We start from the raw sequence: 23,643 nt of genomic DNA, 5'->3' as shown, positions 1-23,643 counted from the left end.
CCCACCATGAAAGAGCTCATTCTCGACGACTTCACCCGTGCGGATGGCTGGCAGGCCTATGCTTCGGGAGAGGCGGAGATGAAGGTGACGGTGGAAGATGGCGCATTGCGGCTCGACTTCGATTTCCATGGCGGCGGCGGCTTCGTCGTCGCCCGGAAGGAATTCCCCATGACGATGCCCGTGGACTATGCCTTCGCCTTCCGCGTCCGCGGGAATGCGCCGAAGAACAAATTTGAGTTCAAGCTCGCGGACCCGTCCAACCAGAATGCGTGGCGATGGCAGGAGGACGCCTTCGACTTCCGCGACAAGCCGCGGGAACTCCACCTCCACGGCAGCAGCATCGACTTCGCATGGGGACCTGCCGGGGGTGGTGCGATTGAAAAACTGGGCGCGATCGAATTCGTCCTAAGCGCCGGCCCGGGCGGCAAGGGCACGGTGTGGATCGATCAATTCCGCTTCGAGGATCGCACGAACCGGCGCAAGCCGCACATCGCGACATCAAGCTCAGCAGCGGGCTCGAACGCCTCATGCCTCCTCGCCGAAAAGCCGATGTGCGAATGGCGTCCCGATCCTGCGGACAAGCGTCCCTGGCTCAACCTCGACTTTCACCTGCCGCGTGAAATCGGCGGCCTCATCATCGACTGGCTCCCCCGCCCCGCGAAGCGCGCCTTTGCCATCGAGGCCTCGGACGATGGACAGGAGTGGAAGCAGATCCACCGCGTGGGCGACGCACGAGGAAATCGCAGCTTCATCCACCTGCCAGTGACGCGGACTCGATTCCTGCGGCTGTGCTTCTCGATACCGGCACCCGGCTTGAAGCGCGTCGCGGTGCAGTCCTATACCTTTTCGAAGACGCTGATCGATACCTTCCACTCGATCGCGGCAGCCAGCAAGCGAGGCTACTATCCGCGCTACCTGCGCCGCGAACAAAGCTACTGGACCTGCGCCGGCAGCCCCGAGGGACACACCTGTGCCCTCATCAATGAGGAAGGCATGGTCGAACCGGACAAGGGAAGCTTCTCGCTGGAGCCCTTCTTGCAGATGGATGACAAGCTCATCACCTGGGCCGATGCGCGGCGCTCCGTGGACATGGAACCCGATGGCTTGCCCATCCCATCCGCCTATTGGGCATTGCCCGGGCTGAAGCTCCAGACCACGGCATTCGCCACGGGCACGGGACACGAGAGCGTGCTCTTCGTCCGCTACCGGATCACCAACTCGTCGGCAAAGGAGATCGCGCTGAACCTGTTCGTGACGATCCGGCCATTTCAAGTGAACCCGCCCTGGCAGGAGTGGCATCACCTCGGCGGCGTCAGCAAGATCTGCACCCTCCGGCGATCCGGCGACGCTGTCTGCGTGAACGGAGAGAAGGCGGTGATCCCGCTCACCACGCCGACGGGCTTCGACTGCGCGACCTACGAGCAAGGGTCCATCGTCGATCACATCGCAACGGATACCATGCCCGGGCAGGACAAGGTAAAGGACGACTTCGGCTTTGCATCGGGCGCACTGGGCTTTGCGATGACGCTGGCTGCGGGCACATCGCATGAGGTCTTCGTTGCCGTGCCGTTTTGCCGGACCACGAGCCTCGCGAAGATCCGGAAGATCGCCTCGATGAATGGAGCGGTCCAGTTTTCGCAAGCCGTCCACGACCTGAGATCGCGCCTCGATGAAGTGAGGTTCCGCATGCCCTCCGGCCCTCCCCGCGATGCAGCGGAGACCTTCAAAACCGCTGCAGGGCAGATCCTCATCAATCGCGACGGCCCCGCGCTCCAACCAGGACCGCGACGTTACACACGCTCCTGGATCCGTGACGGCGTCATCATGGGCGCGGCACTGCTGCGCGCTGGCGAGACGGACGCGCTGAAGGACTTCATGCGCTGGTATGCGCCCCATCAGCGCTCCACTGGATTCGTCCCCTGCTGCGTGGATCGCAGCGGGCCGGACTGGCTGGTGGAGCACGACAGCCACGGGCAGCTCATCTACGGCGCACGGGAGTGCTTCCGCTTCACGGGTGATCTCGCCTTCCTCCGGGAGATGTGGCCCCATGTGAGAAAGGCCGCATGCTTCATCGAGAGGCTGCGGGCGCGCCGACTCACGCCGGAGTATCAGGCGAAGGAGAAGAAGGATCGCCACGGCCTGCTGCCCGAGTCCGCGAGCCACGAGGGCTACCTCGCTCATCCGGTGCACTCTTACTGGGATGACTTCTGGGCACTGCGCGGATTGATCGACGCCGCCGCCATCGCTCGCGAACTGAAGAAGAACAAGGATGCGGATGCCTTTGAGAAGATCGCCGCATCGCTCCGCCAGTCCATCAACGACTCCCTGCGCCTGGTGATCGCGGAGCGGAAGCTCGACTACATCCCCGGCTCCGTGGAATGGGCGGACTTCGACCCCACCGCCACGTCGAATGCGATCTCGCTGCTGCAATTCGACGACCTGATGCCGCGCGAGCAACTCGACGCGATGTTCGATCTCTTCGTCCACGATTTCCGCCGGAAGCATCGGGGGGAGATGGAGTGGAAGAACTATACGGCGTATGAGATCCGTATTGTCGGAGCCCTCGTCCGCCTCGGCAAACGGGACGAAGCTGCAGAGCTGTTAGAAACTTTCCTCGCGGACCGACGACCGTTGCGCTGGAACCAGTGGCCGGAGATCTCCTGGAAGGATCCGCGCAGTCCCGGCCACCTCGGCGATGTGCCTCACACGTGGATTGCGGCGGAGTACATGCTGGCATTCGCCAGCCTCTTCGCGTGGGAGCGCGAGAGCGACGAGTCACTGATGATCGCATCCGGCATTCCTGCCGCGTGGCTGGATGGACCTCGCGGCGTGGAAGTGAAGGGCTTGCACACTTGGCACGGCACCCTTGATCTCACGATCAAGCAGGATAATGCTTTGCTCATCGAACTGTCCGGAGATTTGCGGATACCTCCCGGTGGCTTCGTTCTGCGCCCTCCCTGCCCCGGACCGATCAGGTCGGCGACCGTGAATGGCAAGGCGATTCCGTCGATCTCCCCGGATGAGATCGTGATCCACGATTTCCCCGCGAAGATCTCGATCAGCTTCAACGAGACCCGCCAGAAAACCCGCCGCCAAGCTGCCAAGGAAGCCTGAAACCCGTTGCCATGAAACCCGACCCCCTGCTCCCCGCGCCGCACGCCTGCCTGCTATCGAACGGCAGCTACTTCACCTTCATCACGTCCGCCGGGACCGGGCAGTCGCGCCGTCATGGCCATGTGGTGAACCGCTGGCACGGGGACCCGGTGGAAGATGCGCAGGGGCAATTCATCTACCTGAGGGATCTCGAAAGCGGCGCGCTCTGGTCCGCGGCCATGCAGCCGATGAAATGCGAAAGCACCAGCTACCGGTCTGCCAGCCCTTGTGGAACCTTCTGGATTTCCAATGAGGCGAATGACGTCCGCGCGGACCTGATCATCGCCGTGTCCCCCCATGACGACCTCGAAGTGAGGTGCCTGAAGCTGACCAACCTAACAGGAAAAATCCGGAGGATCGAGGTGACGAGTTTCATAGAGACCGTCCTCACATCGCAAGGTGCGGACGTGGGCCATCCGGCCTTCTCGAAGCTCTTTGTCCAGACGTCGCGCGAAGAGAACGCCTTGTTCGCGGAGAGAAGGCCGCGGGGTGCCGACGAAACCTGGCCGTGCCTTTTCCACTCGATCACGGGTGCTACCGCGGACTCGTGGGAAACGGACCGGATTCGATTTCTCGGACGCGGGCGAACCGTGGCCAATCCTCAGGCTTTCGAGAATGAGGCATTGTCGGGATCGGTTGGCAATGTCCTTGATCCGTGCCTGAGCCTTCGGACGATTGTGACGCTCGGACCAAATGAAGAATCGGTCGTTTGCTTCATCACCGGGATCGCGGAGAACAAGGAAAGCGCTTCGTCTCTCGTCGGAAAATACTCGGGACTCGGAGCCATCGACCGCATCCTTGTCGAAGCCAGGAAGGCCGAGGAGAGTTTGAGACGCGAACACGGGATCGACGATGCGATGGCAGCGAAGTTCCAAGCACTCGCCGCCGCGATGCACTATGAACATCGTAGTTTGAATCCATCTCACAGAGAAGCATCCGCATCGGCGATGCCACCGGTGCCGCGCGATCGGCCCACCGTGGTTGCTTGCGACGGATGGTCGGGCGCATCCACGCAGGATGCCCTGAAAGCGCGGAGCTACTGGGCTATTAAAGGCTTCTTCACGAACTTCGTGGTGCTCGACGAGGCAGGCACGAATCCACAGGGCCACGACGACCGCGTCTTCACCCTCGCTCCATCTACACTCGGAGAGTCTGGTAAATCTTCCTTGTTGGCCATCGCCGCCTTGGTGGTGGAAGGCTCCCTGCCGGAAGCCGCGGGCAACCACGCACCCGGACCACCGCCCCGGATCAAGGAAGCAACTAAAGGCGGCAAGATCCCCGAAAGCGAGAGCCTGCGGTTTTTCAATGGCTACGGTGGCTTCAGTGAGGACGGCAGCGAATATGTGATCCGCCTGCCACGCGAAGGAAAGAGGCCGCCGATGCCGTGGATCAACGTGGTGGCGAACGAGCACGCCGGATTCCTCGTCAGCGAGAGTGGAGCAGGCTGCACCTGGGCACGGAACAGCCAGGCGAACCGGCTGACACCTTGGTCGAACGAACCGGCGAGCGATCCTCATGGCGAGGCCCTTTACCTGCGCGACGAAGCGAGCGGCGAGGTTTGGTCGCCGCTGCCCGGGCCGGTTTGCCAGCAAGGCGACCACGAGGTCCGCCACGGCTTGGGAGCCACCCGCTTCCTCTCGTCTCAAAGCGGCATCGATCAGGACACCGTGATGTTCGTCCCGCGGCATGACGCGGTGAAAATCGTGATCGTGCGACTGGCGAACCGGAGCGGCGAAGATCGCAAGCTCTCCATCACCAGCTACCAGCGACTCGTCATGGGCTCGCTACCCGAGGCACGCAGCCTCATCGTCACCAGACAACCGGATGATGGCAGCCTCCGGGCGAAGAATCCTGCAGCGGGTGATTTCACGGGAGGCATCGCCTTCGCCGCGCTGTCCCTCAACGGAGTCACGGCGAATGGATCATCCATCGGTTGCGACCGGCTTGGCTTCCTTGGTCGGCACGGCACGCCTGCCAATCCCGCCGCACTGTGTCCCGGAGGTGAACTCGACGGGGCCTGCGGAGCCGGCCTTGATCCATGCTTCGTCCAGCAGTCCGCTTTCACCTTGCCCGCAGGGGCTACGGCGGAGTGCGTGATTCTGTTAGGCGAGTCGATGTCGGACCAGGGTGCCGACCAACTCGTCGCACGATATGGCGATTTTGCGACTGCCCGGGCCGCATTGACCGAGGTCCAGGAATTTTGGAAAGCGCTGACAGGCACCATCAAGGTCACCACGCCCTCGCCGGTGCTGGATCTGATGGTGAATGGCTGGCTGCCCTATCAAACGCTGTGCTGCCGAATGTGGGCTCGCTCCGCCTTCTACCAATCCAGCGGGGCCTTCGGCTATCGTGACCAGCTTCAGGATTCAGGCTCGCTCCTGCAACTCGACCCAGCCATCGCCCGGCGGCAGATCCTGCTGCATGCGGAGCAGCAATTCGCGGAGGGCGATGTGCTCCACTGGTGGCATCCGGCACCCATAGACCGGGGGCTACGGACGCGATTTTCCGATGATCTGCTGTGGCTTCCATTCATCACCTGCGACTACCTCCGCGCTACCGGGGATGCCACGATCCTCGATGAGGAGATACCCTATCTAAAAGCCGCGATTCTGGCCGATGGACACGATGAGAACTACCTGACGCCCGAGCCCGCGGGCGAATCGGGGTCGCTCTATGACCACTGCTGCCGCACCATCGACCGCTCGCTGGCCACCGGCGCGCACGGTCTTCCTCTGATGGGCACGGGCGATTGGAATGACGGCATGAGCCGGGTAGGCCGAGAGGGAAAGGGTGAGAGCATTTGGGTAGGATTCTTTCTCTATCGCATCCTCGGCTCCTTCATCCCGGTATGCGAGAGCCGTGGCGATTCGGACCGCGTCGCTATCTACGAGGAGCATCGTACCAAACTGCTCGCCGCGCTGAACGATGGCGGCTGGGATCGCGAGTGGTATCGCCGCGCCTACTACGACAATGGCGCGCCGCTCGGCTCGAAGGAGAGCGACGAATGCAAGATCGACACGCTGGCGCAATCTTGGGCCATCCTTTCCAAGGCTGCATCACCGGATCGCGCCGCGCTGGCCATGGAGGCGATGGAGCGGGAACTGGTGTCGGAGCAGGAAGGCATCATCCGCCTGCTCACCCCGCCTTTCATCAATACCCCGAACGACCCGGGCTACATCAAGGGCTACGTCGCCGGAGTCCGCGAGAATGGAGGCCAATACACTCACGCTGCGTGCTGGGCCGTGCAGTCCATCGCCGAGCACGGGGAGAACAACCGCGCGCTGCGCCTGTGGGAAATGCTCGCACCGGTATCCCACTCGCTCACACCCGAGGCGGCGAATCTCTACAAGGTGGAGCCCTACGTGGTGGCTGCAGATGTTTACGGAGCGCCTCCGCACATCGGCCGCGGCGGCTGGACGTGGTACACCGGCTCTTCCGGATGGATGTATCGCGTCGCCATGGAATCCATCCTCGGCCTTCGCATCGAGGACGGCGCGACGTTGGTGATGAAGCCCTGCATTCCGGACGAATGGCCGGAATACTTGATCGAGGGCAGGCTGCCGAATGGATCGGCGGGCTACCGGATCACCGTCCTGAACCCGGAAGGCTTCGCGAGATCCGTGCAGGCCGTGACCTTGGATGGCGTCGAGCAAAAGATCTCGGAAGGCATCGCCAAAATCCGCCTGCCCCGGGACGGAGCGGAGCACGACATCCGCATCACCTTGGGATAGCCATTCAGGCTTCCTTCACCTCCTGCCGACGCTCGCGCAGGGCGGGAATCGCGCCCATCAGGAATCCGATCAACGTCAACACGATGACGCCCAAGTCGCCGATCCTCGCATAAAGCGTGGTCGGTGGATCGACAGGAATGTCGAGTTGAGTGAGGAGGTGCCCGCGGGTGAAGTGGCTGCCATTCTCATCGCGGAGTTCCTGGAGGCGGCCACCTTCGGGATGCATCGTACTTCCGGTGGAGCTGATCGCGGCGCTGACGCCGGTATTCGCGCAGCGGATCATCGGTCGGCGCAGCTCGATCGCGCGAAAGCGGGCATTCGCGAAATGCTGGGCCGCACCCGGGCTCTCCTTGAACCAGCCGTCATTCGTGATGTTCACGATGATCTGCGGGCCCTCGCGGACGAACTTCCGCAGCAGGCGCGGCACGGTGTCTTCAAAGCAAACGGACGGGATCACGCCCACCTTTTCATCGCCGATTGCCACCGGCAGCGGCTCCAGGCTTTCGCCCTGACTGAAAGCGCCGGAATACTTCGCACCGGACTGCTGCTCGTAGATCTTCGCGAGGAAAGGCAGCTTTTCCACGAGCGGGATGTATTCACCGAAGATGACCAAGTGATGCTTCCGGAAAGTCTGGAGCGAGCCATCGGCCGGCATCACCGCGAGCGAGTTCCACGCGCGCGCATCCTTCTTCATGATGGGCTCGTCCCCTTGCCATTCCGCTTCCAGCTCGGTCAGCCCCAGCATCAGCGTGAAGTCACCTCCGCCCTGGCGGATGCGCTCGAGGGTGGTCCAGTTCTCCTGCGCTGTGGCCCAGTCGCCGTCATCCATGCGCAGGATGCGGCCGGTCAATGCCGTCTCCGGCCAGATCACCCAGTCCGGTTTCGGTGCTGAGCTTCCGGGGGAGTTGAGTGAATGAATCACCTCGCCATCCACGACGCCGAGCCCCTCAAGCGTTTCGTCCTCATAGCGCAGATGAATCTCAAAACCTTCCACAAGCTGACGCGAGGCCTCCTGTGGAATGTTGAGCTGCACCAGCAGCGCATTCAGCCGGATCGACTCCACCTTCCGCGCGGAAAAGATCCGCCACATGCCGTAGCCGTAGGTGGCGAACATCGCGGCGATGACGCACGTGAAGGCCAAACGCTTCCGCAGGCCGCTGGAGTGAAACTGCGAGACTCGACGGACGAACACTTGCAACAAGACCGCCTGCACGAAGATCGGCAGGATGGACAAGCCGGTCGCGCCCAACAGATCCGCCGCCTGCGCGAAGACGAGCGACTCGGAAAACGCGGTGCCATAAGTATTCCACCCGAAGCCCGTGAAAAGCCATCCGCGGAGCAGCTCCAGCCCCGTCCACACCAAAGCACAGGCCAGAGCGTGACGCGGCACATGGAAGAACCCCTTCTCCTCCCCGCGCCATGGATTCCCCCACGTCGCCGCGAAGAGAGCCCAGATCGCCGGAAAAAGCGCGAGGTAGATGGAGAGCGCCGCCCACCCCGCATCACTGACGGTGCGGAGCCACGCCAGATTCGGCAGGAAGAATGCGAGACCTGTTAGAAGACCGAAGCCGAAGGCCTTGCGCTTCCGCTTCCCCTCCCCCAGCGACCACAGCGCGAACAGCAGCGGCAGGAAAACAATCCAGACGAGCTGGCTGTATCCGTGGGGCGGAAACAGCGCGGCCATGCCAAGTCCGCTGGCCACGGCGGCCAGCGGTCGGAGGAAGAGATGCGTGACCTTCATGCAGATGCAGCGTCAGGCCATGCGGCTCTTGGCGTCCGCCTCGATGGACGACCACAGGCTATCGAGCGATGCGGCCACCTGTGCCTTTGAGGCAGCGAGGTCGGCTGCAGGAGCGGCCTTGCCAAAGAGGTAGAACTTGATCTTCGGCTCGGTGCCGGACGGGCGCACCGCAAAGGAGCGACCGTCGGCGAGATCGACGAAGAGCATCTTTTCCTTCGGCAGGGCATCACCCTCGGCATCGAAGAGATCCTGCGTGGCGAAGTCGCGGATCTTCGCGACCGCGGAGCCGTCCACTTCGGTCGGCGGGTTCTTCGAATAGGAAGCAGCCAGAGCGGCGATCTTCGCGGCACCGTCGGCACCCTCCATCACGAGCGACTTGCCGCGCTCCTCGTGGTAGCCGTATTCGGTGAAGATCTCATCGAGCAATTCGGCCAGAGTCTTGCCCACGGACTTTGCATAGGCGGCCACTTCCGCGAACATCACCGCCGCGCCATTGCCGTCCTTGTCGCGGACGAAGTCACAGCCGAGGTAGCCGTAGCTCTCCTCACCGCCGAAGAGGAAGAAGCGCGAATACTCCAGCCGCAGGTTGCGGGTGGTCGTCTCGTCGAGCGAGCGGTAGTCGCCCTTCTTGTCGGCGGGGATGGCTTCCTCATACTTGCGGAGCTTCTCGGCGATGTACTTGAAGCCGGTGAGCGTATCGACCACGCCGATGCCATAGCGGTGCGCGATGGCGCTCTGCAGCTCGGTGGTGACGTAGGTCTTCACGAAGAGAGCGCGGGCACGGGTGGTGTCATTCAGCCAGCCGATCTCAAATGCGGTCTTCGCACGATACCATGCCATCAGCGAGCCGATCTGGTTCCCCGTCAGCAGGCGCATCTGGCCGGCGGAGTCGCGGACCACCACGCCCATGCGGTCATTGTCCGGGTCGGTGCCGATCACGATCTCCGCACCTTCCTTGATCGCGAGATCCACACCCATCTTGAGTGCCGGGGCGTTTTCGGGATTCGGCGAATCGACCGTCGGGAAGCGTCCATCCTGCACGTCCTGCTCTGGCACGGTGATGACGTCGAAGCCCAGCTCGCGGAGCATCGGCACGATGATCACGCCACCGACCCCGTGGAGATTCGTGTAAACGACGCGCGTCTTCGCGCCTTCGAGCAGTTGCGGCTGCATCAGCAGGGACTTCAGGCGATCCATGTAGCGGCGGTCCATTTCCGCACCCAGCGTGGTCACGGTGCCATGCTCGGCTGCAGGCAGCGCCTCATAGATCTCGCTCTCGAGGGCATTCACCTCGGCGATGATGCCGGAGGCGTCCGGCTCCACGATCTGCGCGCCATCGGTGAAGTAGGCCTTGAAGCCATTGTCATGTGCGGGATTGTGGCTGGCGGTGAGCACCACGCCGGCATCCGCCCGCAGCTCGCGGATGGTGAAAGAAAGCTGGGGTGTCGCACGGCCCGACTCATAGAGATAGGCATCGCAACCAAGCTCGGTGCTGACCTTCGCGCAGAATTCCGCGAAGTCCCGGGAGAAGTGGCGGCTGTCGTGGGCGAAGACGAGCTTCGGCTTCCGCGACGGGCCGACGTGCTTCTTCGTGTAGGCGATGAGGCCGCGGACGGCGCGGGAGACGTTGAAGAAGTTCATCGTCGCGGTGCCGAAGCACGGGTGCTCCGGGCGATCGTTCGGGCCGCCCTTCCCCTGCTCCGCGGTGGTGACCACCTTGCCGATGGTGCGACCGCGCAGGCCGCCGGTGCCGAAGGCGAGGGTCTTGAAGAAGCGGTCGTTGATTTCCTCCCACTGGCCCGCTTCCGCAAGCTCGGTGATGGCGGCCTCCGCCAGAGGCGAGGCCGAGCCGCGGAGCAGCAGGTCGATGTTCTTCCGAGAGCTTTCGAGGATCTGGCCGGAGGCGAGGGCTTGGTCGAGAAGGGAGGCGAGGACGCTCATTTCGCGCTGGATGCTAGCGCCCTGATGCCCCATGGCAATGCCTCCCATGCGACATCTGCTCGAAGCCGCCCTCGCCCGCCGCGCCCCGCTGCGGCAGCCCGGGACCAATGCCTTGCGGCTGATCGACGGGGATGGCGACGACCTGCCGGGTTTGGAACTGGAGGATTTCGCGGGAAAATGGCTCCTCTCCACCCGGGATCGCCACCCACCCGCGCCGCTGGTGGAGTGGCTGAGATCGAAGGGACACGCGACCTACTGGAAGCAACTCGACCAGCAGCAGAAGGAATCGCCCGCGCACCTCTGTGGACCGGAGCAGGATGAGCCGTTTCCCATTCAGGAGAGCGGGCTGAACTTTGAGATCTCGTTCCAGTCCGGTTATTCACAAGGAATCTTCCTCGATCAGCGCGACCGCCGCGCCGAGCTGAGATCGCGGCTATCTGCCGGGCAGACCCTGCTGAATACCTTTGCCTACACCGGAGCATTCTCCGTCTTCGCGGCAGCGGCGGGAGCCACCACGACCACGCTGGACCTGGCCCAGCCGTATCTCGACTGGGCGAAACGGAACTTCGAGCTCAACGGCTTCGATCCTTCCGCACACTATTATTGCAAGGGCGATACCTTTCACTGGCTGGCCCGCTTTGCAAAACAGGGCCGGACATTTGATGGCATAGTGCTCGATCCTCCCACATTTTCCCGGGATAAGGACGGGAAGGTCTTCCGTGTAGAAAAGGACTATGGCCGCCTCGCCGAGTTGGCCATGAAATGCCTCACGCCCGGCGGGTTCCTTTTGGCATCCACGAATTGCCGCACGCTGTCTCCGCGAGACTTTGAGGCGCAGCTCCGCGGCGCGTCCCGCAGGCCGGTTAAGATTCGCCATAACGACATGCCTGCCGACTTCACCGGCGAGCAGTATCTGAAAAGCGTCTGGGTGGACACCTGATTGTAGCGGCTCAGGCGACATCCAAGTGTCGGATGATCCGCGCCGGGACACCGGCCACCACGACATTGGCAGGGACATCTTTCGTCACCACTGCTCCGGCTGCGATGACAGCATTGTCTCCGATGGTGACACCGGGATTGATCACCGCATGTCCGCCGATCCAGACATTGTCGCCGATCGTGATCGGCTTCGCATATTCCAGGCCGCTAATGCGAGTAGCGGCATCGAGAGGATGTGCTGCTGTGAAAATAGACACGCGCGGCGCGATCATGCAATTGTCACCTATCCGGACCTCACAGCAATCCAGCACTATAAGATCGTAATTCGCATAGAAATTCCGGCCGACATGGAAATTGTATCCATAGTCGCAGCGGAAGGGTGGCTCGATGAAGACATTCTCTCCTGTACTGCCGAGCAACTGCCCGAGAATATCGCCCCGCTCTGCCATCTGCTCCTCTGTGGTCGCATTGTAGCGGCGGCAGAGTTGCTTGGCCTGTTGGCGCTCATTGAAAAGCTGTTCGCCGAAAGACTGATAAAGTTCACCGGCGATCATCTTCTCTTTCTCCGTGGGCATGGCGTGGAATCTAACCGAAGGCGGCTATCCCACCAGCGGATAGGTGCCTACGCCTAACAAACGCACCAGAAATCCAGACTTTCCACATACCCAGCCCCGATGGCCAGCCCGCGGATTTCCTCCCGCACGCCAGCGAGACCCACCGCTGAAAGCAACACCGCGTCCCGCCAGCGCCGCCCCAGATCCTCCAGACCCGCCACCTCCGCACCATGAATCACCTCGCCGATCCGGCGCGGGTGAACATCGATGAACCCGTGGAGGCGGACCCCGAGTGCGAGCAACTCCCGGGCGAGTGACTTCCCAATGGGTCCCGCCCCGGCAATGACCACTCCTCTTTCCCGCACCTCATCCAAGGCCGCCAGATGAAAGGCGCGCATCTGCTGGCGTGCTTTCTCACCGTAGCGGGAATCACTTCGGGTGAGCCTGCTGGTAGAGTCCCGCCAATCCAGAAGCACTTCCGGGACTTTCGCGAATCGGGCGCCGCGGTGAAGCATACGAAGCCAGACATCGTGGTCTTCCGCCCAAGGAACATCCTGATACCCGCCGACCGCTTCAAACGAGTTTCGCCTAACGAGCACGGTCGGATTAATGACGGGATTTTCAACGAATCGATTGATTGAAACAGCATCGTGATCAAGCAGTCGATTTGCCCAATCCACATACCGAGCCATGCCATTTCCCAGTGATCCAACGATCGAAACGTTTGTTGTAATCACATCCACATCACCCACCATCGCCCTTCCCCACTGAAGCTGGAGACGTTTCGGGTGACTACGATCATCAGCATCCATACGTGCGATCCAAACAGAGGAGGCGATTGAAAACCCCGATTGGAATGCACCAACAACACCGGATGATCGTTTGTTTGAAATCAGTTTAATCCTTCCATCCAAACGACTCAGCCCGGCGACAATTTCGGCAGAACAATCGCTTGAATGATCATCCACAGCGATCAATTCCCAGTTTTCAAACGTTTGGTTACGCAAGCTCTCCACCGCCTCCTCGATGGTAGGAGCGGCATTCCGGAAAGGCAGGACGATGGAAATCGCGGGTGACATCTCTGACCCACTCATTCCCCGAGCCCGCGTGCATAGGCACCTGATTCATCGATGACCAAGACCATCGGTCGGCAGCAGATCTCGCAATCGTAGTCCATTTCCGCAGGCAACTCCTCCGGCGGAGGCACCACCACCTCAAAGGTCTCAAAGCAGGTCGGACACTGGACGAGTGCGGTTTCCATGTCGCGGAGCGTAAATGACTCTGTGAAAATTCGCCAGTTTGACCCGTAGAAAATCCAGTGCTATGAAGTACCCGTCGTGAAGTCTCCTTTCACAAACGCAGCACGACAAAAACCGATCTATACCACCATGAAACTCCACCATTTCATTCTAGCCGCAGCCATGCCGGTCGCATTCGCAGCCTGCAGCGAAAGCGACGTCGAAAAAGCGAAGGCCGAGGTGAAAGCCAATACTTCGGACCTTGAGGCGAAACTGAAGGACGCCGCCGCCAATGTCGAAACGAAGACCAAGGAAGCCACTGAGAAGCTTGGCGACGTCGCCGACGAAGTGACGAAAAAGGCAGAGTCCGCCACGTCGGAAGCCGGAGACAAGCTGAAGGAAAGCGCCGAAAAGGCCAAGGCTGCCACTGCCGAGAAGCTGCAGGAAGCTGCCGACAAGCTCCGCGAGGAATAAGACCGTATTCCGCCTTCACCTGTGACCGGGCGATCCGAGCGATCGTCCGGCCTTCTTGTTTCAACCGTCAAACGGACGCCGACACGCGGTTTCGCGCCTTGCCAATCCACCGGCCACGGGAAACAGTCATGCGTCCACCGAGACCCGTCATGAATTCCCGCATCGCTTGGCTCGCACTATTCTCCGCCGCCGGCCTGTGCCCGGCCCAGCAGCCCGCTGCTCCGTTGGCGCTCCCGAGCGGCCCTTTCGAGGTCAATGGCATCGCGGCCCGCGTCAACAGCACCGTGATCACTAAGAGCGAACTGAATTTCCGTCTCGCCCCGATCTACGCGCAACTCGCCGCGCAATTCCCGCGCCGCGGCGCTGAATTTGACCGTCAGGTCGGAGAAGCCCGTGAGAAGCTCCTTCAGGAGATGATCGACCGCGAGATCATCCTGTTTGAATTCAAGCAGTTGGAAGCGAAAGGCGCGAAACTCCCCGATCACGTCGTGGACAAGGAGATCAAGCGGAACATCCAGTCCACCTTCAACGGCAGCGAGGCGAAATTCGACGAGGAACTGAAGCGCGCCCGCATGACCCGTGACGGCTACCGCCGCATGACCCGCGAGCAGCTCATCGTGCAGGCGATGCGCGCCGAGCACTTCTCCGACGCCCCTCCTCCGCTGCCCGGCGAGATCCAGAAGGAATACAACGAGGTGAAGGACAAGATGCGCGACACCTCGAAGGACCTCATCACCTTCAACAAGATCTTCATCCCGATGGCGGACATCGACAATGCTCTCGCGACCCCTGAGAGCCAGCTTGAGCTCGCCGAAAAGCTGACCGCCGATATCAAGGGCGGCGCGGACATCGCTGAACTGGCGAAGAAGCATTCCCGTGACGCCTATGCTGCCGAGGGTGGATTCCAGGAAAACGTCCCGCGGACCGACCTTCAGCCTGAGTTCGCCTCGATCATCTTCAACGGCAAGACCGGTGACGTGGTCGGTCCGCTGGTGGACCCTGCGGGCTTTACCATCGTGAAGATCACCAAGATCACTCCTGGCCCCCATCCACCGCTGAGCGAGGTGCGCGACCTGATCGAGGACCGTGTCCGGACGAAGAAGAACTCCGTCACCTACGAGAAGTGGATCGCGAACAAGCGGAAGACGGCGATGATCGAAAAGAAGCTCTGAGCCTCTGCCCCGCTGGGCTCCATGCCTCGCATCCTGATCACCCTGGGCGACCCCGCCGGCATCGGCCCTGAGGTCGTCGAGAAGGCATTGGCGTCCGGCCAACTGCCCAAGGGCTTTGATTTCGAGGTGCTGGGGGACGCCAGCGGGATCAATCCCGGGAAGCCGGATGAGGAATCAGCAAGACGAGCGCTGGATGCGCTTGAAGCGTCCGTTCGAATTCTAAAGTCAGATTCTGATGCATTGGCTGTCGTAACAGCTCCTGTTTCAAAGGCTACCCTTCAGGCAGGTGGCTTTCCATTTCCGGGGCAGACGGAATTTTTCGCACATCGCTTTGATATTAATGAATATGCGATGTGCTTGAGCGGCCAGCGGCTGAGCGTGGGATTAGCCACCATTCATATTCCCCTCGCATCCGTTTCAAGCTCCCTGTCCGTTGAATCAATTGTTTCAGTCGGCGGACTTTTGGAAGACTTTGCTCGCCGTCGGGCGCGTCGTACTCCCCGGATCGCTGTTGCTGGATTGAATCCACATGCTGGAGAAAACGGTCGTTTCGGTGATGAGGAGGACAGGATCATCAGTCCGGCGATTGATCGATTGAATCAAACGTTTCCAGGCGTATTCAGCGGACCTCATGTCCCCGATGCCATTTTCCGTCAGGCCGCCGAGGGCGAGTTCGATGCGGTGCTGGCCATGTATCATGACCAAGGGCTGATCCCTCTCAAGCTGCTGGATTTCGACACGGGGGTGAATGTCACCCTCGGTCTGCCGAAGCCCCGGACCAGCCCAGACCATGGAACCGCCTTCGGAATCGCGGGCAAAGGGATCGCCCGGCCCGACTCGATGATCCACGCGATCAAACTCGCCTGCGAACTCGCTTGAAACGATGCTCTACGACACCACCTCCGATGTGATCCGGAAAGCCCTGCGCGGGCTCGACCTCGCCCCATCGGAGGCCGCCGCGCGCTCAGACCTGTCCGAACGCGAGGTGATTTCCGCGAGTCGCGGGCCTGCTTTCCGCGAGACGCTGCTGCTGCTCGCGCCATCGCTCGGACTGGATGGCCCCTCCCTAGCCGGGCTGCCGGAATACGTTCCCCCAGCCTCCGACTTGCCGGAGATCATCCGCTTGGAACTTCCGTTTGATGATGAGACGGTGAATGCTTGGTTGGTTCAGGCGGGTCCTGATGAATATCTGCTTTTCGACACTGGCACCCGCGCCCCACACGTCCGACAGGCGCTCGATGACCGCGGTATCCAGAAGGTTCACGTCCTGATCACCCATCAGCACGGCGACCATATCGACGGCCTCCAAACACTCGAAGGCCGCACGCTGTCCGTCACGATCCCCCCAAACAACGCCAAGCCCGGCGATGTCCTGACTTTCGGCGATCTCACTGTCACGGTCATCGACCTTCCCGGACACTGTCAGGATGCGGTCGGATATGTCATCGAAGGCTTGGCGCATCCCGTCTGTGTGACCGGAGACGCACTCTTCGCTGGCTCCATGGGCGGCTGTGCCCCCGGTGTCCCCTATCAAGCGGCACTCAAATCGCTCCATGCTCATGTGCTATCCCTCCCGGATAACACAATCCTCCTCCCCGGCCACGGCCCGGAAACCACTGTTAGGTCAGAAAAGATCGGGAATGCCTTTCTAGCCTCCGGAACACCTCAGTAGCAAAATAACATCGGATCGCCCAGCTAAGATTCAGGAGATCCATCTCACTTCACTTGGGGGCCATATCGGCCACGCGAGCCCCTTTGCAAAGGGGATACTGATCCATGAAATCCTTGATGAGCGGCTTCATCACATTGATTGAGTCGCCATAGATATAGAGCGCAGTTTCGGTTGGCCCCTGCCAGTGGGACTCAATCTCTCCATGTCCTTTGAGTCGCGCATCGATCTCGGCGATGACTACATTGATGTCCGACTCCTCGTAGACGTCGTCGGGAAGATTCACTCCGTCGAGGTAGATCGCAAATCCTTCGCGGACCCCGAAGGGAATCTCTCTTATCATCTTATCCCCATCGAACACCCTGATCTTTGATCCTTTTGGCGCGCCACGCCCTTCAAGGAATTCGGCAACGAAAGGAATGCTCTCCTCGGGCGAGGATAAGACCATGTGCACATCGATAAACTCGATCTCACCTTCCTTGCTCTGCATCGTTCCGCCACCGTCGGTGCTACCGTAACCCCTTGCCCTGAGGACTTCGTCGAGAGGTTCTTCGTAACGCTCACCTCGATCCATCGGCCCGATCTTGTGATTGAACTGTGCCGTGACAGAAACTTGGGAATCCGGAGCGACCGCTTCGCCGGCATCTTTGCTGCACCCGAAGCTGCCGAGAAGTGATGAGAGGAGACCCATGGTGAGCAGTAGATTCTTGGCTTGGGAGCGATTCACTTTTCCTTCGCAGAACAGCATCAATCAGCCAGTTTGAATCCGGGTATCCAACGATTCTGACAGAGCTGAGCTTCCGGGAAATCCTCAAACAGAAGCCCCCTGGATTGTCAATTCAAGAGCAGGACCAGCTCACTTGAGATGCAGCGGATCCGTAGCCCTATTGCTGGCCAGCCCAGTGAACTCAAACTGACATCGTCTTGAGCCGGAGCACGAAAAAGGGGAGGCCCTGCGGACTCCCCTCTTGGGAAATGAACTGGAGTTTCCTGACCCTGTTTACATGCCCGGCAGCTCGACGGTGCGGGAGTATTGGAAGGACTCCTGGGCGAGGATCTTCTCGCGGACCTTCTGGTCGAGGGCGGCGTTGTTCAGGCGGATGACGGCCGAGTCGGAGAGGACGGTGATGCCGATCTCCACGCCGGTCAGGCGGCCGGCCTTCAGCTCCTCGCTCGTGACCTGCGGGGAAAGGCTGCCAGTCGAAATCTTCTGGGCATCGATGCCATTGCCACGGAGGCGGATCTCATTGCCCGCGCCGGAGTCACCGAGGGTCACGCGGACCGGGAAGGTCTGAGGGGCACCGCCACCGCTCGCAGGCTTGGTCACCTCGACCTGATAGGTCAGGGTGAACTGATAGACGTTCTCGCAAACGAAGTTCTCCACGTCCGCAACCTTGGAGGAATACTTGCTGGAGAATGCCTGCTCGAGGTCTTCCTTTCCGAGCAGATCTTGGAAGGTCTGATCCGGATTCACCAGCAAGCGGTAGAGGACGAAGGTGGCGGACTTGTCATCCTCGTCACCTTGCACCGGATCCTGCCACTTGAGCTGGTAGCCCACGGCGGAAACGTCGCCGCCGAGGTCCTTGGTGCCGCCGATGTTGCCCTCGTAGCGGTCGGTGGCTGCGGTGAAGAAGATCAGTTCCGCGGCATTCGTGCTCTGATTGGCGCTCGGACCCGGGAGCTGGGACTCGACCTGCGTGTAGAGCCACTCGAAATTGTTGCCACGACGGGAGACCAGCGACTCGAAGTCCTTGGCCATGGTGTCGAGCATCGACTTCGCCTGACGGGACGCGCGGATCTCGGAGCGACCGCGCTGCCAGGTATCCACGGCGACACCGGTGATGGACACCAGCACCGCGACGATGACGGTGGTGATGGCCATGGCCACCAGCAGCTCGATCAGGGTGAAACCGCGGCGGCGCGCGGAGGAAAGCGGGTTTTTCATGGTGAGTGATCCGCTCAGCGGCGGACGGCAAGATTGCGGGTGAAGACCGGCTTGGTCATGGTGGAAGCATCAAACTTACCATTCGGGCCGACAAACTCGACGGAGCTGTTTGGAACGATGAAGAACTCGGCAGCGAAGGCGATGACAGCCTCCGGGTAGGAGCTCGATCCGGAACCGGTGCCGGCGGAGTCGCCGTCATCCGGGGTGGGATCATTGATCTCGCCGGCGGTGCCACGGGTCAGTTGGCCGCCGCTGAAGACGAGCTGGGTGAGCTTCACGCTGAAGATGCGGCCATCCAGGGCCTTCAGGTCTTCCAGCAGTTCGCCATCGTTGCGCTGGCGGACGGCAGGCTGGACGATGAAGTCCTTGCCTGCGACGCCACCATTGCGGGTGAAGGGCTCCATGGTGCCGTCCGAGCGGAGCTGGGTCGGATCACCGCGGTATTGGTATAGGAGGATCTCCTTGCCCTTGTCCGGGGCGGCCTTGATCCACTCGTAAGCCTTGTCGAAGCCGGTGGAGTAGGAAGTCGAGCCGGAGCCAGGACGGACCGTCACGAGCTCACGCTCGAGGGCGGAGGCCAGCCGGTCCGCTTCCTGCACGCTGATCGCGCGGCGCAGGTTGCTGGTGGCGGGGCCGAAGACGGCGAGGAAGGCGGTGAGCAGTAGCGCCAACACGCCGATCGCGATCACGGTCTCCATCAGGGTGAAGCCGCGAGCAATCCGGGATTTGTGGAATTTCATGACCATGAATTCAGAAAGTGGTGACTGTGGTGGGGATATTCATTTCTTCCGGACCACGGAAAAGAGAAGTGCGACCATTTCGCCACACGACGAAACCGGAGAAGTCGCGCTTGGCCGAGCCGGTCACGTGAGGCTGCTCGCCAAGCGGGCGGGTGCCGGTGCCGAGGATGAAGCTGGCTCCGGCGGTCTGGCAGATGCCTTCGGAGTTGAATTCGTAGGCGATGTAGTTGCCATTGAATGCCTGCTTGTCGGTGTCGATGTTTTCGGTGTCGAGATTGCCGTCGCCGGATTTGTGGTTCTTCTTGCTGTAGGTCTCGCTGAAATAGACACCCTCGGGCAGCATGATAGCCCGGCTCGAAACCACCCACTTGTCCTTCTGAGGTTCGCCTTGGGGGTTGAGTTCCTCATACACCACGACCATGCGGCGCTTGTAATTGTCAGCGTCACGCGGGTTGTTGACATCCACGAGGACCCTGGATCGCGTGCCCTTGCCCACGGCGATGGCGCGGGCTTCATCGAAGACTGCTTCCGCGGTCGCGATGCCGGTGGTGGTCCCCTTCCCGCCCATGCTTTTCAGGCCGACGGCCCCCATGGTCAGGAGAACGGAAATGATGAGGATGACGACGAGCAGCTCAATGAGGCTGAAGCCCCGGGCTGGACGAGCGGTTTTTTGGTGCATGACAGGTGTGGTTTTTTTGAATCTGTGCTCCGGGACGACCCGGATTGCAAGTCGGAATGTGTTTACATCGCGATTACGTAGAAAACGGTCATTCAAGATGCGTAGCGACCTTTCCGCGGTCCATCCATCCAGGCCCAGGCCGAGCGGACCATGTCGCGGACGTCATGGTGCTTCGCTTCCCAGCCGAGGACTTCCTTGGCGAGGGAAGGATCGGCCAGCAATTGCGGCGGATCGCCAGCACGGCGCGGACCATACTGGACCGGGACCGTCTTGCCGGTGATCTCTTCCACGGCGGAGATGATCTCCTTCACGGAGACCCCGACGCCCGTGCCGAGATTGCAGCGGACGGAGTCTCCCCCGGCAGCGAGGTGGTCGATCGCCTTCGAGTGGGCTGAGGCGAGGTCGGCCACGTGGATGTAGTCGCGGACGCCGGTGCCATCGGGCGTCGGGTAGTCTGTGCCGAAGACATCGACGTGCGGGATTTCCCCGGTCACGGCCATCAGGACGCGCGGGATGAGGTGGGTTTCGGGATTGTGGTCCTCACCGATCACGCCGTCCTCGGCGCAGCCGCTGGCATTGAAGTAGCGGAGGCAGACGCTTTTCAGGCCCCAGCCACGATCACAGTCGGCCAGCACCCACTCCAGCATCAGCTTGCTGCGGCCGTAGGGGTTGATGGGGTTCTGCGGATTGGATTCGGAGATCGGGATGGTCTCCGGCACACCATAGGTGGCGCAGGTGGAGGAGAATACGAAGCTCTTGCAACCGTGGGCCTGCATCACCTCCAGCAGCGTGAGCGGCTCGGCGGTGTTGTTCCGGTAGTATTTCAGCGGATCCGTGACCGACTCGCCGACGTAAGCGTAGGCGGCGAAGTGGACCACGGCACCGAAGCCATGCTTCGCGAAAAGCTCCGTCAGCAGCGCGCGGTCCCCCACATCGCCCACGACCAGCTCCACGCTCTCGTCAACGATCGCCTCGGGGTGACCATAGACCATATTGTCGAGGACCACGACCTTGCGGCCCTGCGATGCGAGCAAGCGGACGGTGTGAGAGCCGATGTATCCGGCTCCTCCGGTGACGAGGACTGGGGCAGACATTCTAGAGATTTTGGGAGCTTGACGAGGCGAAGAAACGGATTCCGGAGCTTCGTGTCAATGCGCCCGCTGGACTTGGCAGGAATCCAGTGAATAATTCGCCGTTACTGACGTTCCACTGCAACATGAGCACGACATCCCGTTGGCTGAAAGCCGCTGCCGCCACGGCAGCAACCCTTTTCCTCTCCTCCTGCTACTATGACCCCTACGCCGGTGGTGGTTACAGTGGTGGAGGCGGATACTACGGCGGCGGAGGCGGGGGCGGCCTCAGCACCACCTTTGTCTACACCAGCAGCGACCAATGGCTGTATGACCCCACGGTCTATTGCTACTACGACCGCTACCAGCGCCGCTATTACGACCCCTACCTTCACGGTTACTACCCCGTAGGCTACTGCCCGCGTCCGATCTACGGCGCGCATCACCCGCATGGCTGGAGCGGACGCGGCAATTGTCCGCCACCGTCCCATTTCCGGAATCGCTCGCTGTCGAATTACCAAAACCGCATCGATAACCTGAAGGCCGCGAATTACGCGTGGGCCCAGAAGGTGCGTGAGCGGAACGACGCGACGACGGAGGCCTGGCGCAACCAGCGGGCGAAAGCCGCCGCGAACTACCAGATGGCTCGCGACAACCAAGCCGCACGGAACCAGCAATTCCGCGAAAACCAGGCCCAGCGCAATCAGCAGTTCAAGGAGAACCAAGCCCAGCGCAACCAGAACTACCGCGACCGCCAGCAAGACTGGGCTGACAAGGTGCGCGCCCAGCGCCAGGGCGCCGCCGGAAATCTCGCCACCTCCTACCAACCGCAGACCCGGCCACAGGGCAACCCGCAGGCCGGTGGTGCCACGCGCCTCAACCAGCAAGGACGCCTGGCCGAGGCCCGCGCCCAGCAACAGGCCAACCAGCAGGCACGCGCCCAAGAGCGTCAGGCCCGCCAGGCTGAGAAGCAGCAGGGCAACGCAGGCGGCGGTGGTGGCGGCGGAGCTTGGAAGCAGAAGCAACAGGAGCGCCGGGACGCCCGCGGCAACTGATCTCCACCGAACAGACGCCTGATATTCACAGCCCTCGCCATCTCCGGTGGCGGGGGCTTTTCGTTTTTCACAGGATTTTTCTGCCCGGTTTCATCCCTTCACGTTCCCTAAAGGTTGCGTCTGCCACGGTGCGGGCATGAACTTCCCCGTTCGCCTCGCCGCCTGCACTGCGACCCTGCTCGTCGCGCTGCCGGGATGCCGCGTGACTCCCGCCGCCGGCCCGGATGTGGTGCTGCCGGTCTCTTGGAGGAATGCTGCTGGCTTTCCCACGGCTTCTCCCCAGCGCGACCTCTCGACCTGGTGGTCATCCTTCGGCGACCCGCAGATGACCCGGCTGATCCGTGAGGCGCTGGACGGGAATCGCGACGTGGCCTCGGCCATCGCCCGGGTCCGCCAGGCCCAGGCGCAGCGGGATGCCCAGCGCTCCTCGCTCTTCCCCACGCTGGATTTTGACGGTGGTCGCAGCTCGGGCAAGACCTGGGTGGACGGCGGCACGGATCGCTCCAGCACCGCCTACTCGGCCGGCCTTAGTGCATCTTGGGAGGCGGATTTCTTTGGCAGCAACCGTCAGGCAATCCTCGCCTCGTCAGCCGATGCCGAGGCGGCGAAGGAAAATCTCTACTCCGCACAGGCCTCTCTCGCATCGGAGGTGGCACTCGCCTACCTCGACCTGCGCTCGGCGGAGGAACGTCTCGCCATCGTGAAGCGCAGCCTGACCACCCGCGAGGAAACCACGCAGCTCGCCTCGTGGCGCGCGCAGGCCGGTCAGATCGACCAGCTCGAGCTGAAGCAGGCCGAGTCGAGCCTGGAGAGCGCCCGTTCACAGATTTCCTCTCAGGAGCAAAACATCGCGCAGACGAAGAACCGCCTCTCGCTGCTTTGCGGACGAGCGCCCGGCGGCATTTCCACCGGCTCCGGCCGTGTCCCCTCGCCTGCTCGCCGTCTCGCGATCGGCATCCCCGCCGACACGATCCGCCAGCGGCCGGATGTCCGCGGCGCAGGCTACCAGTGGGTGGCCGCCGTCGCCCGCACGAAGTCCGCGGAGGCGGACCGCCTGCCCAGCCTGCGCCTGTCCGGCTCGCTCGGCATCGACTCGCTCACCAGCAGCAAGCTCTTCAATCCGGAGTCCACCGCCGCCAGCCTGGTCGCCGGGCTCTCCGGGCCGATCTTCGACGCCGGTCGCATCCGCGCGAACATCGTGGTGCAGGGTGCCGCCGAGGAACAGGCGCTGTATTCCTACCAGTCCACCGTGCTCACCGCACTGTCCGAAGTGGAGGACGCGCTGATCGCCTGCCGTCGCACGGAGGAGCGCCTCGCCTCGCTGGAAAAAGCCGCGGCAGCCGCACGTGAAGCCTCCACGCTGGCCAGCCAGAAGTATCGCTCCGGCGTCATCGACATCACCACCGTGCTGGATACCCAGCGCAACGACCTCTCGCTTGAAGAAACCGTGGCCGCGGTGAAAGCCGACCGCGCCGCCGCCCATATCCAACTCTACAAGGCCCTCGGCGGAGGATGGTCCGCCGGTTCCTGAACACCCGATCA

General features: G+C 61.8%; 19 protein-coding genes. 9 read left to right on the top strand and 10 right to left on the bottom strand.

Translation table 11 applies throughout. The annotated features are described in order from the left end of the window. Positions 1-6: 6 nt before the first annotated feature. Both OKA04_RS14310 and OKA04_RS14305 read left to right on the top strand, forming a co-directional pair. Positions 7-3,114: a discoidin domain-containing protein gene (locus OKA04_RS14310; RefSeq protein WP_264501864.1), complete on the top strand. Its 3,108-nt coding sequence runs from the start codon at positions 7-9 to the stop codon at positions 3,112-3,114. Between the two features lie 11 nt (positions 3,115-3,125). Continuing rightward, positions 3,126-6,884 (top strand): GH36-type glycosyl hydrolase domain-containing protein, encoded by a 3,759-nt coding sequence (locus OKA04_RS14305; RefSeq protein WP_264501863.1) that lies wholly within the window; start codon positions 3,126-3,128, stop codon positions 6,882-6,884. Positions 6,885-6,888: 4 nt separating this feature from the next. On the opposite strand, the gene lnt is transcribed toward OKA04_RS14305, so the two are convergent. Both lnt and OKA04_RS14295 read right to left on the bottom strand, forming a co-directional pair. Next, positions 6,889-8,625, bottom strand: a complete 1,737-nt coding sequence (gene lnt, locus OKA04_RS14300) for an apolipoprotein N-acyltransferase (protein WP_264501862.1) — start codon at positions 8,623-8,625, stop codon at positions 6,889-6,891. A 12-nt stretch (positions 8,626-8,637) separates the two neighbouring features. Continuing rightward, positions 8,638-10,566: a phospho-sugar mutase gene (locus OKA04_RS14295; RefSeq protein ID WP_264501861.1), complete on the bottom strand. Its 1,929-nt coding sequence runs from the start codon at positions 10,564-10,566 to the stop codon at positions 8,638-8,640. A gap of 46 nt (positions 10,567-10,612) precedes the next feature. Between OKA04_RS14295 and OKA04_RS14290 the strand changes: the two genes are divergently transcribed. Beyond that, positions 10,613-11,506: a class I SAM-dependent rRNA methyltransferase gene (locus OKA04_RS14290; RefSeq protein WP_264501860.1), complete on the top strand. Its 894-nt coding sequence runs from the start codon at positions 10,613-10,615 to the stop codon at positions 11,504-11,506. A gap of 10 nt (positions 11,507-11,516) precedes the next feature. On the opposite strand, the gene OKA04_RS14285 is transcribed toward OKA04_RS14290, so the two are convergent. Genes OKA04_RS14285 through OKA04_RS14275 form a run of 3 tightly spaced genes read right to left on the bottom strand, consistent with a single transcriptional unit; the run spans position 11,517 to position 13,320 of the window. Then, positions 11,517-12,080, bottom strand: coding sequence for a sugar O-acetyltransferase (locus OKA04_RS14285; protein ID WP_264501859.1), 564 nt, complete (start codon positions 12,078-12,080; stop codon positions 11,517-11,519). A gap of 53 nt (positions 12,081-12,133) precedes the next feature. Beyond that, on the bottom strand, positions 12,134-13,138 hold the full coding sequence (locus OKA04_RS14280) for a glycosyltransferase (protein WP_264501858.1): 1,005 nt from the start codon (positions 13,136-13,138) through the stop codon (positions 12,134-12,136). Between the two features lie 11 nt (positions 13,139-13,149). Further along, a complete protein-coding gene (locus tag OKA04_RS14275; protein WP_264501857.1) occupies positions 13,150-13,320 on the bottom strand; it encodes a zinc ribbon domain-containing protein in 171 nt (56 codons plus the stop codon). Between the two features lie 127 nt (positions 13,321-13,447). On the opposite strand from OKA04_RS14275, the gene OKA04_RS14270 reads away from it, so the two are divergent. From OKA04_RS14270 to OKA04_RS14255, 4 genes are all read left to right on the top strand, one after another. Then, entirely contained in the window at positions 13,448-13,771 is a 324-nt protein-coding gene (locus tag OKA04_RS14270) for a hypothetical protein (RefSeq protein ID WP_264501856.1), read from the top strand. A gap of 149 nt (positions 13,772-13,920) precedes the next feature. Continuing rightward, positions 13,921-14,943, top strand: a complete 1,023-nt coding sequence (locus OKA04_RS14265) for a peptidyl-prolyl cis-trans isomerase (RefSeq protein WP_264501855.1) — start codon at positions 13,921-13,923, stop codon at positions 14,941-14,943. Positions 14,944-14,964: 21 nt separating this feature from the next. Continuing rightward, on the top strand, positions 14,965-15,822 hold the full coding sequence (gene pdxA, locus OKA04_RS14260) for a 4-hydroxythreonine-4-phosphate dehydrogenase PdxA (RefSeq protein WP_264501854.1): 858 nt from the start codon (positions 14,965-14,967) through the stop codon (positions 15,820-15,822). Positions 15,823-15,826: 4 nt separating this feature from the next. Further along, complete coding sequence (locus OKA04_RS14255; protein WP_264501853.1) at positions 15,827-16,615, top strand: MBL fold metallo-hydrolase; 789 nt, start codon at positions 15,827-15,829, stop codon at positions 16,613-16,615. 49 nt (positions 16,616-16,664) lie between these two features. Here the strand turns inward: OKA04_RS14255 and OKA04_RS14250 are convergent, their stop codons facing one another. The 5 genes from OKA04_RS14250 to galE form a co-directional block, all read right to left on the bottom strand. Next, on the bottom strand, positions 16,665-17,360 hold the full coding sequence (locus OKA04_RS14250; protein WP_264501852.1) for a hypothetical protein: 696 nt from the start codon (positions 17,358-17,360) through the stop codon (positions 16,665-16,667). A 252-nt stretch (positions 17,361-17,612) separates the two neighbouring features. Continuing rightward, entirely contained in the window at positions 17,613-18,557 is a 945-nt protein-coding gene (locus tag OKA04_RS14245) for a PulJ/GspJ family protein (protein ID WP_264501851.1), read from the bottom strand. 14 nt (positions 18,558-18,571) lie between these two features. Beyond that, entirely contained in the window at positions 18,572-19,297 is a 726-nt protein-coding gene (locus OKA04_RS14240) for a prepilin-type N-terminal cleavage/methylation domain-containing protein (protein ID WP_264501850.1), read from the bottom strand. A 10-nt stretch (positions 19,298-19,307) separates the two neighbouring features. Continuing rightward, complete coding sequence (locus OKA04_RS14235) at positions 19,308-19,976, bottom strand: pilus assembly FimT family protein (RefSeq protein ID WP_264501849.1); 669 nt, start codon at positions 19,974-19,976, stop codon at positions 19,308-19,310. Positions 19,977-20,068: 92 nt separating this feature from the next. Beyond that, positions 20,069-21,070 (bottom strand): UDP-glucose 4-epimerase GalE, encoded by a 1,002-nt coding sequence (galE, locus tag OKA04_RS14230; RefSeq protein WP_264501848.1) that lies wholly within the window; start codon positions 21,068-21,070, stop codon positions 20,069-20,071. A 122-nt stretch (positions 21,071-21,192) separates the two neighbouring features. Here galE and OKA04_RS14225 point away from each other — a divergent pair, with 122 nt between their 5' ends. Both OKA04_RS14225 and OKA04_RS14220 read left to right on the top strand, forming a co-directional pair. Continuing rightward, positions 21,193-22,101 (top strand): hypothetical protein, encoded by a 909-nt coding sequence (locus OKA04_RS14225; protein WP_264501847.1) that lies wholly within the window; start codon positions 21,193-21,195, stop codon positions 22,099-22,101. A 136-nt stretch (positions 22,102-22,237) separates the two neighbouring features. Further along, on the top strand, positions 22,238-23,632 hold the full coding sequence (locus OKA04_RS14220) for an efflux transporter outer membrane subunit (RefSeq protein ID WP_264501846.1): 1,395 nt from the start codon (positions 22,238-22,240) through the stop codon (positions 23,630-23,632). The last annotated feature ends 11 nt before the right edge of the window (positions 23,633-23,643 follow it).

The sequence above is a fragment of the Luteolibacter flavescens genome (genome assembly GCF_025950085.1).
Lineage (GTDB): Bacteria > Verrucomicrobiota > Verrucomicrobiia > Verrucomicrobiales > Akkermansiaceae > Haloferula > Haloferula flavescens.
Note: the sequence above shows the minus strand (reverse complement) of the source record. Positions and strands in the feature narration are given on the sequence as shown.